Annotated in this window: 9 protein-coding genes; 5 read left to right on the top strand and 4 right to left on the bottom strand. The window is 64.8% G+C overall.

What is annotated here, in order from left to right; translation table 11 throughout:
* The first annotated feature begins 59 nt into the window (after nt 1–59).
* Nucleotides 60–3,749 carry a YhdP family protein gene (locus ACNPP0_RS16795; RefSeq protein WP_448706507.1) on the top strand — a complete coding sequence of 1,230 codons (3,690 nt, stop codon included), beginning with the start codon at nt 60–62 and terminating at the stop codon, nt 3,747–3,749.
* A gap of 97 nt (nt 3,750–3,846) precedes the next feature.
* Here ACNPP0_RS16795 and rho read toward each other — a convergent pair whose 3' ends face one another.
* Both rho and trxA read right to left on the bottom strand, forming a co-directional pair.
* Nucleotides 3,847–5,106 carry a transcription termination factor Rho gene (gene rho, locus ACNPP0_RS16800; protein ID WP_006218533.1) on the bottom strand — a complete coding sequence of 420 codons (1,260 nt, stop codon included), beginning with the start codon at nt 5,104–5,106 and terminating at the stop codon, nt 3,847–3,849.
* 116 nt (nt 5,107–5,222) lie between these two features.
* A complete protein-coding gene (gene trxA / locus ACNPP0_RS16805; RefSeq protein ID WP_006218534.1) occupies nt 5,223–5,549 on the bottom strand; it encodes a thioredoxin TrxA in 327 nt (108 codons plus the stop codon).
* Nucleotides 5,550–5,877: 328 nt separating this feature from the next.
* Between trxA and parE the strand changes: the two genes are divergently transcribed.
* From parE to ACNPP0_RS16825, 4 genes are read left to right on the top strand one after another with little or no spacing between them, the layout of a single operon-like run.
* Nucleotides 5,878–7,839 carry a DNA topoisomerase IV subunit B gene (gene parE, locus ACNPP0_RS16810; protein ID WP_046803714.1) on the top strand — a complete coding sequence of 654 codons (1,962 nt, stop codon included), beginning with the start codon at nt 5,878–5,880 and terminating at the stop codon, nt 7,837–7,839.
* Nucleotides 7,839–8,447 (top strand): YcxB family protein, encoded by a 609-nt coding sequence (locus tag ACNPP0_RS16815; protein WP_332613405.1) that lies wholly within the window; start codon nt 7,839–7,841, stop codon nt 8,445–8,447. The genes parE and ACNPP0_RS16815 overlap by 1 nt, the downstream gene beginning before the upstream one ends.
* A 45-nt stretch (nt 8,448–8,492) precedes the next feature.
* A complete protein-coding gene (parC, locus tag ACNPP0_RS16820; RefSeq protein ID WP_046803712.1) occupies nt 8,493–10,823 on the top strand; it encodes a DNA topoisomerase IV subunit A in 2,331 nt (776 codons plus the stop codon).
* A 29-nt stretch (nt 10,824–10,852) separates the two neighbouring features.
* The gene (locus tag ACNPP0_RS16825) at nt 10,853–12,064 is read left to right on the top strand and encodes a DUF418 domain-containing protein (protein ID WP_448706508.1); all 1,212 of its coding nucleotides are present in this window, start codon (nt 10,853–10,855) and stop codon (nt 12,062–12,064) included.
* Nucleotides 12,065–12,077: 13 nt separating this feature from the next.
* On the opposite strand, the gene ACNPP0_RS16830 is transcribed toward ACNPP0_RS16825, so the two are convergent.
* Together ACNPP0_RS16830 and ACNPP0_RS16835 are read right to left on the bottom strand one after the other, a co-directional pair.
* Nucleotides 12,078–13,424, bottom strand: a complete 1,347-nt coding sequence (locus ACNPP0_RS16830; RefSeq protein ID WP_448706509.1) for an aspartate aminotransferase family protein — start codon at nt 13,422–13,424, stop codon at nt 12,078–12,080.
* Nucleotides 13,425–13,455: 31 nt separating this feature from the next.
* Entirely contained in the window at nt 13,456–14,397 is a 942-nt protein-coding gene (locus tag ACNPP0_RS16835; protein ID WP_448706510.1) for a MurR/RpiR family transcriptional regulator, read from the bottom strand.
* Nucleotides 14,398–14,428: the final 31 nt, after the last annotated feature.

Raw genomic sequence — 14,428 nt, forward strand, 5'->3', positions numbered from 1 at the left:
GATACCGCAAGACATATTCTCCTGCCCACCGATCCGTGTCTGTTTCAAAAAAAGCCCCCGTGCCGCGCACGCGTAGCGTGCTCTGCTGCCTGTTCTGGGCCGCGCTGATCATCTATGGCGTGGTGGCGGTCGGCTTTCTAAGCGTGCGCTATTGGGTGCTGCCCCGTGTGGGCGAATGGCGTCCACAGATTGAAGCGTACGCCAGCGAGGCGCTGGGCGCGCGCGTCACCATCGGGGACATCAAGGCCGAGTGGCAGGGCCTGAACCCCCGCCTGGACCTGACATCGGTTCAAGTGGTGGACGACAGCGCCACGCCGGTTCTGTCCCTGCCTTCCGTATCCGCCGTGCTGGCGTGGCGCAGCGTGCTGACCTTGTCGCCCCGTCTGGTGCGCTTGCAGGTGCGCAAGCCTGAACTGACCCTGCGCCGCGATCCCGATAATCATCTATGGGTGGCCGGCCAGAACATCGACCTGAATGCCAGCGACCATCGGTCCGATCTGGACCACCCCGCGTTGCGCTGGCTGGTGCGTCAGCGCGAATTGGCAATTAGTGACGCGACCATCATCTGGCAAGACGATCTACGGCGCGCGCCCGCGCTGCCGTTGACCGGCGTCGATTTTCTGATGCGCAACGGCAGCCTGTCGCATCGCTTCGTGCTGCGCGCCTCGGCCGGCGATGCGCTGGCGCGCAAGGTTGAACTGCGCGGCGAATTCAATCGCAGCCTGTTCGCGGCCAACTCGTCCAACCCCGCCAGCTGGAGCGGCCAGCTTTATACAGAGCTTGATGACGTCGAACCGCAAGCGTGGGTGCCGTGGGCACCGGCCCCGGTCATCTCCGGCCGCATTGCCGCCCGCGCGTGGCTGCAACTGGAGCGCGGCAAGTTCACCGATCTGACGACCGACGTGGCGGTGCGCGGGGTGAATTGGGCGGCCTCCAAGGACGGCACGGCAGTACGCGGCGCCTCGGCGCAATTCCGTTTGCAGGGGCTGCCCGGCGATTTTTTCCAGCTTGAAGGCGTGCCGTTGGCGCGCAGCCCGGGGGCGGCCGATGTGTCGCTGAAGGGCGCGGCGCAGCACCTGCAAGTGACGCTGCCGGGCGTGTTCCAGGAACCTACCCTGGTCGCGCGTGAATTGGCCGTGGACGCGCAGGTGAAAGGGCCCGATGCGAAAAACTGGTTTGTCGACGTGGCCGGCCTGCACGTGGTGAACGACGACCTGGACGTGCGCTTGCAGGGCCAGTGGAAGCGCGAAGGCAAGACAGCGGCCGGCAGCGTCGACATGCGCGGCACGATGGTGCGCGGCGCTATGTCGGCTATCCACCGCTACCTGCCGCTTGAGGTAAACGCCGACGCCCGGGAATGGCTGGCCGTAGGCTTGCCCGCCGGGGAAATGCGGTCGGCCTCTATCTTGCTCAAGGGCGACCTGGACGATTTCCCGTTCGCCGCGCCCAACGCAACGGGCGAATTCGTCATCGCCGGCGCCTATGCGGGCGCCAAGGTCGATTACGCGCCTCCCGGCCAGCGACGCAAAGGCTGGCCGATGTTGGAGAATCTGTCCGGCAACTTCCGTATCGACAAGGTCAGCCTGAAGCTGGATAGCGCAGGCGGTGCCACCGCGCGCACCGGACCCGGCCAGACGCTGAATATGGGGGCCGTGACCGCCACCATTCCCGACATGGACCAGGGCGCGGAATTGTTGCTCAACGGCGAGACGTACGGCCCGGTGTCGGCCTATCTGGCGATGGCGGCCAATTCCCCGCTTGGCGGTCTGTTGGACGGCGCGCTGGACGAGGCGCGCGGCACCGGTGACTGGCGGGTGCCGCTGAAGCTTAAGGTGCCCTTGTTGAACACCGACGACACGCAGGTGCAGGGGCACATCCTGTTCTCGGACAACAGTTTTACCTTCATGCCGGAAATGCCCTTGCTCAAGGACATGCACGGCGATCTGGAATTCTCGGAAAAAGGGGTGCAGACCAAAGAACTGCGCGCGCAGTTCCTGGGCGGGCCGGTGAAGATTTTCGGCACCCTGGCGCAGAACTCGGACGCGCTTCAGTTTGAAGGAGCCCTGACGGCGGGCGGATTGACGCAGTTGGGCAATATGCCTTCGATGTCGCGCTTTTCGGGCAAGACGGCCTACAAGGGGCGGCTGGGTTATCAGAAGGGCGGATCGGTCGAGATCTCGATGGAATCGAATCTTTCGGGCATGGCCATCGACATGCCGGCGCCCGTGGGCAAAGCGGCGTCGTCATCGCAATTACTGAAATTGCAGTGGGGAACGGCCCAGGACCGCGGCTCAAAAGACCGCCGCTGGCTGACGGCCAGCCTGGGCGAGAACGTCAACGCGCTGTTCGAGCGCGACCCTGCTGATGGGGCGCCGTCTTACTTTGCCCGGGGCGCATTGGGCATCGGCCGGCCCGCCAGCTTGCCGGAACGCGGAATGAGCCTGAACGCCAGCCTGCCAGAACTCGACATGGACGGCTGGGAAGCCGTGGTGGACGGGTTCGACACGCCGGCGGGCAAAAGCGGCGCCAAGAAAGCCGCGCAAAAACCGGTATTCCCGCCGCCTGAACGCATCAGCCTGGCCACCGGCATGTTGCGCACCAGCGGCTACACGCTTAATGACCTGACGCTGTATGCCATGCGTCCCGGGCCGTCTCAGTGGCGGGTGGACATCCAGTCGCGCCAGGCGACCGGGTCATTGGAATGGCAGGAGGCCTCGGGCGCAATCGCGGGCCAGATCAAGGCGCGAATGAAGCACCTGGCGTTCGGCGGCGAGGGCGACACGAACGAAGCCGACAAGGCCCTGGCGTCCGGCAACGACTTGTCCGATATTCCGGCCATCGACCTGCAAGCGAAGGAGTTCTTTCTGTATGGCAAGAACGTAGGCGAGCTTCAGGTGGTGGGCACGAACCTGGCACGCGGGCGCCAGTGGCGGCTGGACAAACTGACGATCACCAACGATGCCGCCAACCTGAACGCCACCGGCACGTGGCGGCTGGAAGGACCCGATCGGGGCCTGAGCGTGGACGTCAACGCCAACTTCGTGGACCTGGGCAAGTTCATGAACCGCATCGGCTTCGAGAACGTCGTGTCGGGCGGCTCGGGCACCGCGCAAGGCAAGGCAACCTGGCGCAATCTGCCGTGGACGCACAAGGTGGCGGATGTGGCGGGCGAGGTCGATATCAGCCTGGACAAGGGCCGCTTCATGCACGTGAATTCCCGTACCGCCCGGCTGCTGGAATTGTTGTCGCTGCAATCGCTGCAACGTCTGGCGCGGCTGGACGTCAACCCGACCAACCTGCTGCGCGACGGGTTCCCGTTCGATACCATCCGGGGCCGCGTGAAGATGGCCGACGGCAAGATGTCCACCGAAGGCTACAAGATCAACGGGCCCGTGGCGGCGATTGTTCTGGCGGGCGGCGTGAACATCATCAGCGAACGCTGGGACTTGAAGGCGGTGGTGATCCCCAACCTGGATGCCAGCGGGGCGGCCATGGTGACGGCGCTGGCCGTGAATCCGCTGATCGGCCTTGGCGCTTTTGTCACGCAATGGCTGCTCAAGCAGCCGCTGGCGCGCGCAATGACGATGGAATATTCGGTGACGGGTGACTGGGACGATCCGCAGATCGAGCCCATCGAAGCCGCGGGCAAGTCGGGCGACAAGTCAGGCGACAAGCCGGCAGACAAGCAGACGCCGCGCCCGTTCACGGCGCCCGCCCGGGGCGCCATGCCGGAATTCATCGAACATTAGAGCCGGACCAGTGCACTGAGCCCATAAAAAAAACCGCCTGTATGCAATGCAGGCGGTTTTTTCTTTGACGCAGGGCGCCGGCTTACCGAATGTCGGCTTACTTCTTCTTCATCATGTCGAAGAATTCGGCGTTGGTCTTGGTGGCACGCATTTTGTCCAGGATGAACTCCATGGATTGCACTTCGTCCATGTCGTGGATGAACTTGCGCAGCACCCACACCTTTTGCAGCAGGTCGGGGGCAATCAGCAGTTCTTCGCGGCGCGTGCCCGACTTGTTCAGGTTGATGGACGGGTAGACGCGCTTTTCAGCCAGACGACGCTCAAGGTGGACTTCGGAGTTGCCCGTACCCTTGAATTCTTCGTAGATGACTTCGTCCATGCGGCTGCCGGTTTCAATCAGCGCCGTACCCAGGATGGTCAGCGAACCGCCTTCTTCCAGGTTACGTGCGGCGCCGAAGAAGCGCTTCGGACGTTGCAGGGCGTTGGCGTCCACACCGCCGGTCAGCACCTTGCCGGAGGCCGGCACAACGGTGTTGTAGGCGCGGGCCAGACGGGTGATCGAGTCCAGCAGGATCACGACGTCCTTCTTCATTTCGACCAGGCGCTTGGCCTTTTCGATAACCATTTCAGCCACTTGCACGTGGCGCGTGGCGGGTTCGTCAAAGGTCGACGCCACCACTTCGCCGCGCACCGTGCGCTGCATTTCGGTCACTTCTTCAGGGCGCTCGTCCACCAGCAGGACGATCATGACGGCGTCCGGGTAGTTGGTGGTGATGGCATGCGCGATGTGCTGCATCATCACCGTCTTGCCGGACTTGGGGCTGGCGACGATCAATCCGCGCTGGCCCATGCCGATCGGGGCGAACACATCCAGGATGCGGCCCGTCAGGTTCTCTTCGCTCTTGATGTCCCGTTCCAGGCGCATCGTGCGGTTCGGATGCAGCGGCGTCAGGTTTTCGAACATGATGCGATGCTTGATCGCTTCGGGCGCCACGCCGTTGACCTTATCCACCTTGACCAGCGCAAAGTAGCGTTCGCCGTCTTTCGGCGTGCGCACTTCACCTTCGATGGAATCGCCGGTGTGCAGGTTGAAACGGCGGATCTGCGAGGGCGAGATGTAGATGTCGTCCGTGCTGGCCAGATACGAGGTCTCGGGCGAGCGCAGGAAACCGAAGCCGTCAGGCAGGACTTCCAGAACGCCGTCGCCAAAGATCTGCTCGCCTTGCTTGGCGCGCCGTTTCATGATGGCGAACATCAATTCCTGCTTGCGCAGGCGGTTGGCGTTCTCGATTTCCAGGCCAGCGGCCATTTCGAGCAGCTGCGAAACGTGCAGCGCCTTCAGTTCGTTGAGGTGCATCGCGGTGAATGTGGGGGAAAAGTAAAGGAGGGTTCTGGCGGCGCGCCACGGACGGGCTCGCGCGGTATTGAATGAGCGCCGCCTCCAGGGCGGCGCCTTCGTTCACAGCACGCAGTTTACAACGCGCCGTCCAGGAATGCAGTGAGTTGCGACTTCGACAGCGCGCCAACTTTGGTGGCGGCGGCTTGGCCGTCTTTAAAGAGCATAAGGGTGGGGATGCCGCGGATGCCGTACTTGGTGGCGGTACCCTGGTTTTCGTCCACGTTCAGCTTCGCGATCGTCAGGCGACCTGCGTACTCGGTGGCGACTTCTTCCAGGATCGGGGCAATCATCTTGCAGGGGCCACACCAGGCAGCCCAGTAGTCCACCAGCACCGGCTGGCCGGATTTCAACACATCGGCATCGAAGCTTGCGTCACTGACGTTCTTGATTTGGTCGCTCATGATGGTGATTCTCGGTTCGGCAGCAAAAGGCGCGTAAAAAGGGACGCGCCTTGCCGTTGTTCTTGTATGTGGAATGGATTAAAGCATACCACTGTCAATAACAACAGGCATACCACTGTTAATAACAACAGGGTTTGCTGGTTTTGTGTAGGATGTTGCGGCGCAGTCGTTTGTGATCCGGGCATTGAAGCCCTGACGCGCTGGCTGTGACTGTCATCATCCTACCGAATTCGGAGTTGGTCAGGTCGTGCGCAACCCACCGGGAGCCGCGCAGAATCTAGGCTTATCCGTAAAATGTCGGTTTTTTTCCACAGATGTTGGGGATAACTTGGCCACTCCACGTTACACCGAGGCGTCCATTCGCGTCCTGAAGGGGCTGGAGCCCGTGCGCCAGCGCCCGGGCATGTACACCCGCACCGAAAACCCCCTGCACGTTGTGCAGGAGGTCATTGATAACGCCGCAGACGAGGCCTTGGCCGGCTACGGCAAACAGATCCAGGTCACGCTGCACAGTGATGGCAGCGTGTCCGTCGAGGATGACGGCCGGGGCATCCCCGTCGGCCTGCATCCCGAAGAAGGCGCGCCCGTCGTCGAATTGGTCTTCACCCGCCTGCACGCGGGCGGCAAGTTCGACAAGGCGGGCGGCGGCGCCTATGCCTTCTCGGGCGGGCTGCACGGGGTGGGCGTTTCTGTCACCAACGCGCTGGCGACCCGGCTTGAAGTCGTGGTCTGGCGCGACGGCGCGGTCAACCGGCTGGTGTTCAAGGGCGGCGACGTTGCTGAACCCCTGGCGCCGTACGACCAGGGCGGCCGCAAGAAATCGGGCACCCGCGTGCGCGTCTGGCCCGATGCCAAATATTTCGACAGCCCCAATATTCCGCTGGGCGAACTGACGCACCTGTTGCGTAGCAAGGCCGTGCTGCTGCCCGGCGTGAAAGTCACGCTGGTCAACGAGAAAAGCGGCGACACCAAGACGTGGCAATACCAGGATGGCCTGCGCGGTTACCTGGCCGAAGCGCTGACCGGCGCCGAATTGATGGTGCCGTTCTTCGAAGGCCAGCAGTACGCCGGGGCCGACCACGAGAACTTTGCCGAAGGCGAGGGCGCCCAGTGGGTTGTGGCCTGGACCGAAGACGGCAACGCCGTGCGAGAGTCCTACGTCAACCTGATCCCGACACCGGCCGGCGGGACGCACGAGTCCGGTCTACGCGAAGGCCTGTTCGGTGCGGTGAAGGGCTTTGCCGAATTGCACAGTCTTTTGCCCAAGGGCGTGAAGCTGTTGCCCGAAGACGTGTTCGCCCGCGCCAGCTTTGTGCTGTCGGCCAAGGTGCTGGACCCGCAATTCCAGGGCCAGATCAAGGAACGGCTGAACAGCCGCGACGCCGTGCGTCTGGTGGGCGGCTTTGCCAAGAGCGCGCTGGATCTCTGGCTGCACAGCAACGTCGAATACGGCAAGAAGCTGGCGGAGCTGGCAATTCGTCAGGCACAGGCGCGCCAGCGCTCGGCCCAAAAGGTTGAAAAGCGCAAGAGCTCCGGCGTGGCCGTGCTGCCCGGCAAGCTGACCGATTGCGAATCCAGCGACGCCAGCCGCACGGAAGTGTTCCTGGTCGAGGGCGACTCCGCGGGCGGGTCCGCCAAGATGGGGCGCGACAAGGAATTCCAGGCCATCCTGCCGCTGCGCGGCAAGGTGCTCAATTCCTGGGAAGTGGACCGCGACCGGCTCTTTGCCAATAACGAAATCCACGACATTTCCGTTGCGATCGGCGTAGACCCCCACGGCCCCAACGACACGCCGGACCTGTCCGGCCTGCGTTATGGCCGCATCTGCATCCTGTCGGACGCTGACGTCGACGGCTCGCACATCCAGGTCTTGCTGCTGACCCTGTTCTACAAGCACTTCCCGAAACTGGTGGAAGCCGGCAACGTGTTCGTGGCCAAGCCGCCGCTGTTCCGGCTGGATGTGCCCGCGCAGGGCAAGCGCCCGGCCCGCAAGATCTACTGCCTGGACGAAGGGGAACTTGAAGCCGCGCAGGACAAGCTGCGCAAGGAAGGCGTGCGCGAAGGCGCCTGGTCGGTCAGCCGCTTCAAGGGCCTGGGCGAAATGAACCCGGAACAACTGTGGGAAACCACCATGAATCCGGACACGCGCCGCCTGCTGCCCGTGGGTTACGGCGATCAGACCCCCGAAGACACCACCCGCATGTTCGACATGCTGATGGGCAAGGGCGAATCCTCGCAGCGCCGCGCCTGGATCGAGGAAAAGGGCAATCTGGCAGAGCTGGACATCTGATGACGTCCACCTTGCCTGACCCCGCCTCCGACTCCGCTCGCATGACCGTCGACATGACGGCCGACGACTACGCCGAGTTCGCCGCCTATGTATACAGGCGGCCCGAACTGCGTCGGCGTCGGTATCGCTCGCACCTGCGGTTTGGCGTGCTGATGATCGTGGCGCTTTTTGCCTACCTGGTCTGGCAGACCTGGGACGGCAAGGGGCCCAACTGGTCGCAGATGCTGCCCGTGTATTTCGAGGGGCTGGCGGTGGGCCTGGGCATTCTGGCGCTGTTGGCGCTGGCGTATGAATTCGTGCTGCCGCCGCTGGTGCGGATGAACACGCGCCGCATGCTCAAGAGGCAGCCCGACGACCTCTTCCTGGGACGGCATCAGCTGGACTTCGGCCCGGACGGCATTCTGGATACCACCGGCAGCGCTTCCGGCCGGATGGAATGGTCGGATATCCGTCGCGTCGAGGAAACGCCGCAGCACCTGTACGTCATTCTGGGCACCTTGCAAGGCGTGATCATTCCCAAGCGCGGCCAGGATGCCGCCACGCTGGCAGCGGTGCGCGCCCAACTGCGCGCGCACGTCGCCGACACCCAGCTGGCCCCGTCCGCGTAAAGGCGCATTGGCGCCGTTTCGATGAAATTGTCTACCTGAATAACCATGACCGACAGCAATCAACCCGGCCTGTTCGACCCCACCCCGCCCGATGGCGATGGCGATGCCAATGCCGCCATCACGTTGGCGCGCTACGCGGAACAGGCTTATCTGGACTACGCGGTGTCCGTGGTGCGCGGCCGCGCCTTGCCCGACGTGGGCGACGGGCAGAAGCCCGTGCAACGCCGCATCCTTTTCGCCATGCAGGCGATGGGGCTGGCCGCCGGCGCCAAGCCGGTGAAGTCCGCGCGCGTCGTGGGCGACGTGCTGGGTAAGTACCACCCGCACGGCGACCAGGCCGCCTATGACGCCATGGTGCGCATGGCACAGGACTTCTCGCTGCGCTATCCGCTGATCGATGGCCAGGGCAACTTCGGTTCGCGCGACGGCGATAACGCCGCCGCCATGCGATACACCGAGGCGCGCCTCACGCCCATTGCCAAGCTACTGCTTGATGAGCTGGACGAAGGCACGGTCGACTTCGTGCCTAACTACGACGGCAGCCAGCAAGAACCCCAGATGCTGCCCGCGCGGCTGCCCATGATGCTGCTGAACGGCGCATCCGGCATTGCCGTGGGCATGGCCACCGAGGTGCCGCCGCACAACCTGCGCGAAGTGGCGCAGGCCTGCGTGGCGCTGATCAAGCACCCGCAATTGCCGGACGCCGAATTGCACGCCATGATTCCCGGCCCCGACTTTGCCGGTGGCGGCCAGATCATCACGCCGGCCGCCGATATCGCGCAGATCTACGGCGCGGGGCGTGGGTCCCTGAAGGTGCGCGCGCGCTGGCAGTTCGAAGAAATGGCGCGCGGCCAGTGGCAGCTGGTCATCACCGAATTGCCCCCGGGTACGTCGGGCCAGAAGGTGCTGGAAGAGATCGAGGAAATCACCAATCCCAAGGTCAAGTCCGGCAAGAAGAGCCTGACGCCCGAGCAGACGCAGGCCAAGGCCGTGATGCTGAATCTGCTGGACGCCGTGCGCGATGAATCCGGCAAGGATGCGGCGGTGCGCCTGGTCTTCGAACCCAAGACCTCGCGCGTGGACCGTGACGAATTCGTCAACACGCTGCTGGCGCAGACCAGCATGGAAAGCAGCTCGTCGATCAACCTGGTGTGTATCGGCACCGACGGCCGGCCGCGCCAGAAGGGCCTGCGCGACATCCTGGTCGAATGGGTGGCGTTCCGCACCAATACCGTGGTGCGGCGCACGCGTTTCCGCCTGGACAAGGTCACCGACCGCATCCACGTGCTGGAAGGCCGCATGCTGGTCTACCTGAACGTGGATGAAGTCATCCAGACGATCCGCGAATCCGACGAGCCGCGCGCGGCGCTGATGGAACGCTTCAAGCTGTCCGAGCGCCAGGCCGAAGACATCCTGGAAATGCGCTTGCGCCAGTTGGCTCGCCTTGAAGGCTTCAAGATCGAGCAGGAACTGGCCGACAAGCGCAAGGACCAGATTTCGTTGCAGGAACTGCTGGACAATCCGACGACGCTCAAGCGCCTGCTGATCAAGGAAATCGAGGCCGACGCCAAGCAGTATGGCGACGACCGCCGCACGCTGATCGAAACGGCCGAACGCGCCGTGCTCGAAACCAAGGTGCTGGACGAACCGGTGACGGTGATCGTGTCGCAAAAGGGCTGGCTGCGCGCGCGTCAGGGCCACGGCCACGATGCCGCCCAGTTCACCTTCAAGCAGGGCGACGATCTGTACGGCGCCTTTGAGTGCCGCACCACCGACACGCTGATCGCCATGGGCGACAACGGCCGGGTGTATTCGGTGCCGGTGGCGGGCTTGCCCTCGGCCCGGGGTGACGGCCAGCCGGTCACGACCATGATCGATCTGGAGTCCGGCACGCGCATTGTCCACACGATCGCGGCCGCGCCCGAATCTCGTTGGCTGTTGGCCACGCGCGGCGGCTATGGCTTTGCGGCCAAGCTGTCCGACATGGTCAGCCGCCAGCGCGCCGGCAAGCAGTTCATCACGCTGGAAACCGGCGATGAAATGCTGCGCCCCGTGCCGTTGTTCGACGGCGCCACGCAACTGGCGCTGCTGTCGGCCAAGGGCAAGTTCCTGGTGTTCGGGCTGGACGAATGCAAGTCCTTGTCGGGCGGGGGCCGTGGCACCATCCTGATGGGCCTGGACGCGTCCGACAAGCTGGATCAGACGGTGCCGATCGGCGCTCGCGGCCTGCGCGCCACGGGCATCTATCGCAACAAGCTGACCGAGGACATCCTGGTGGGCGATGCGCTGGCGCCGTATGTGGGCAAGCGCGCGCGCAAGGGTCGTCAGCTGGACGTGCGTCCCAAGCAGCCGGTCCTGTCGCCCGTGCTGGGGTAAGGCCAAAGGCCATGCCCGGGCGCGCGCCCATGACTCACGCCGCAGCGCATGCCATGCCCGCCAGCCGCTTGGCGCACGTGGATGCGCTGCGCGGCTTTGCGCTTTTCGGCATCCTGGTCGTGAACATCGGCGTTTTCTCGTCGCCTTTCTACGGCGCGGGCATGGCCGACCCGAACTACTCCCGCCCGCTGGACCTGGCGGTGCACTGGCTGATCGCCTGCCTGTTCGAAACCAAGTTCTATCTGCTGTTTTCCTTTCTGTTCGGCTACAGCTTCACGTTGCAGATGGCGGCGGCTGAACGCAGCCACGCGGCCTTCGCCCCGCGCTTTCTGCGGCGGTTGGGGGGCTTGGCCATGCTGGGCGCACTGCACGCCGTGCTGTTCTATCAAGGCGACATCCTGCTGACCTACGCCTTATTGGGTTTGGGCTTGCTGGCGTGCCGCCGGATCGCACCCCGGCATGCACTGCGCACCGCGCTGTGGCTAATCGTGCTGGCCGCAACGGTGTGGGGGGTGCTGGGCCTGCTCAGTTTCCTGGACCCTGTACCCACCGGCTACGAGGCGCGGTATTGGGCCGACGCGCTGGCGTCTATCGAGGCGTATCGCGGCACGATCGGCACAACAATCGCCCAGCACATCAAGGAATTGACGACGTCGGTGTGGTTCATGGTGCTGTTCGTGCAAGGGCCGTTTGTGTTCGCGATGTTCCTGGCCGGCTACGCGCTGGGCCGGCGCCAGGCGCTGGCCGACCCCTGGCGGCAACCGCGCGCGCTGTGGTTGCTGTGCGCGTTCGGCTTGCTGCCGGGCCTGGCGGGATCTGCGTTGTATGCGACCTCGTCCCTGCCGTTTGCCGGTGCCGCGTGGGAATTGCCCGGGCTGGCGGTGGACTTGCTGACGGCACCGCTGTTAAGCATGTCGTACGCCGCCGTGTTTCTGCTGGCGATCCGTACCCGCGCGGCTGGTGGCTTGGGGGCGTGGCTGGCGCCGGCCGGGCGGATGGCGTTAAGCAACTATCTGATGCAGTCGGTCGTTTGCGCGTTCCTGTTCACCGGCTGGGGCCTGCGCCTGTTTGCGTCGGTGTCGCCGCTGGCGACCGTGGGCATCGCGGTAGCCATATTCGCCGCTCAGCCGCCGTGGTCCGCGTGGTGGTTGAAGCATCACGCTTACGGCCCTGTGGAGTGGTTTTTACGCGCACTGACCATCGGGGCATTGCCGCCGTGGCGGCTGGCGCGCGCGGGCTGATTGGCATACCGGCTTACTCGTTGCGGCGGACCGCGTTTAGCGCGGTATCGATGGCGCCAACCAGACGTTCGGTCAATTGGTCCAGCTCGTCATCGGAAATGATGAACGGCGGGGCCAGCAACACGTGGTCGCCTTGGCGCCCGTCAATGGTGCCGCCCATCGGGTACACCATCAGCCCCTGGGCCATGGCTTCGCGCTTGATGCGTGCATGTAGCGCCAAGGCGGGGTCGAAGGTCTGCTTCGTGGCGCGGTCTTGCACCAGCTCAATCCCCATGAACAGGCCTCGACCACGGATGTCACCCACGTGCGGATGCTGGCCCAGCGCCTGCTCTAGCCGTTGCCGCAAGCCCGCGCCTTGTTCGCGCACGCGTTGCAGCAGCTTGTCGCGGCGGATCACCTCTTGTACGGCAAGCGAGGCGGCGCAGGCGATGGCGTGGCCCAGATAGGTGTGCCCGTGCTGAAAGAAGCCGCTGCCTTGCTGCATGGCGTCCACGATGCGTTGCTGCGCCATCACGGCGCCAATGGGCTGATAGCCGCCACCCAGGCCCTTGGCGATGGTGATTAGGTCGGGCACGACGCCTTCCTGTTCCACCGCGTACAGCGTGCCCGTGCGGCCCATGCCGCACATCACTTCATCGGCAATCAGCAGCACGCCGTGGCGGTCGCAGACCTCACGCACGTGCTTGAAGTAGCCGGGCACGGCGGTGACGGCGCCGCTGGTCGCACCCACCACCGGCTCTGCCACGAACGCCATCACGGTGTCCGGGCCCAGCTTCTCAAAGGTCTGTTCCAGTTCCCGCGCCAGGCGTTCGCCGTACTGCTCGGCGCTTTCGCCGTCGCGCTGATCCCGATACGCGTAGCAGGGCGAGACGTGTTCGACGTCGATCAGCAACGGCGCAAATTGCGCACGGCGCCACGCGTTGCCGCCCACCGCCAGCGCGCCCAGCGTGTTGCCGTGGTAGCTCTGGCGGCGGGCCACGATGTGGCGCCGTTGCGGCTGGCCGATTTCGACAAAGTACTGGCGCGCCATCTTCAGCGCCGCCTCGACGGCCTCGGACCCGCCCGACACGAAGTACGCGTGCGAAATGCCTTCCGGCGCGTCGGCCACCAGCCGCGCCGCCAACCGTTCGGCCACGTCGGTCGTGAAGAAGCTGGTGTGGGCGTAGGCCAGCGCATCGATTTGGGCGTGCATGGCAGCCTGGACGTCGGGGTGGTTATGTCCCAGGCAGGACACGGCGGCGCCGCCGGAGCCGTCCAGGTACGCGCGGCCGGCGCTGTCGCGGATCCACACGCCTTGGCCACTGACGGCGACTGGGGGCGTCTGGCGCAGGGAACGATGCAGAACGTGGGTGTGGCTCATGGCAATCCGTTTGGCAAAGAAAGGGTTGAAGTCAGCCGGGGCGGCGGGAAGTCGGGGCGGTCCAATAGATGTTGTCGGCGCGCAGACGCTGTTCCACTTCGGTCAGGCGGTTCAAGACGTCCGCGCCGCCGCGCGCCGTCAACCGGGCGATCAGATGTTCTGCCAAGCCGAGCAAACCGGCCGTGGTGTGAAAGAACGACCCCGGGCCTCGGCGGGCCGGACTTGCCTGCACGCCTTCGCGGTCGGGCGGGGCGAAGCGCAGCGTGTGGCGCGCGCCCACCGCCAACGGCGACAAGGGGTCGTCAGTCAGGGCGATCAGGGCCGCGCCTCGTTGCGCCGCCTGGCGGGCGAGCTGCACGGTGGCGGTGGGATAGGGCGCCTGCGAAATCACGATGAGCGCGTCCTGGGCGGTAAGGCTGTCGGCCTGTTCGGCCGGCGCGCCGCCCAGGCCGTCGATCAGCACGCTGTTACGGCGCACCAGTTGATACGCGTAACGCATCTGAAACGCGATGCCAAAGGCGGATCGCGTGCCCAGAAAGCCCACCTGCCGCGCGTTCAGCAGGGTCTGGACGGCCGCGTCGAAGGCGGGCGCCGGGTTCAGTACACATACTGACGTCACCGCCTGCACCTGGTAGTCGGTCAGCACGTCGTGGCCTGGCGCGGCGGCATCGTCCGCCGCCGCTTGCAGCGCGGCGGCACGATCACGCAGGCCGGGCAGGGCAAGCCCGCTGTTGCCGGCAAGCGCTTGTTGAAAAGGCTGTCTAAATGCTTCGTAGCTGGAATACCCCACCGCCCGCGCCAGCCGCAGCATGGTGGCCGGCGCAACGCCCAGCGCCAGGGCTTGCCGCCGCATGGACCACAGCCCCACTTCCGCCGGATGCGCCGCCACCCAATGCGCTGCGCGTTGCAGCTCGGGCGGTAGTCCTTCCATTTTTTGCTGCAACGTCGCGAGGAGCTCGGAGGGCACAGGCATAGGGGTAAAGCGCGGGGTCGGCGACAAAAAA

The sequence above is a fragment of the Achromobacter semiaridum genome (assembly GCF_053543755.1).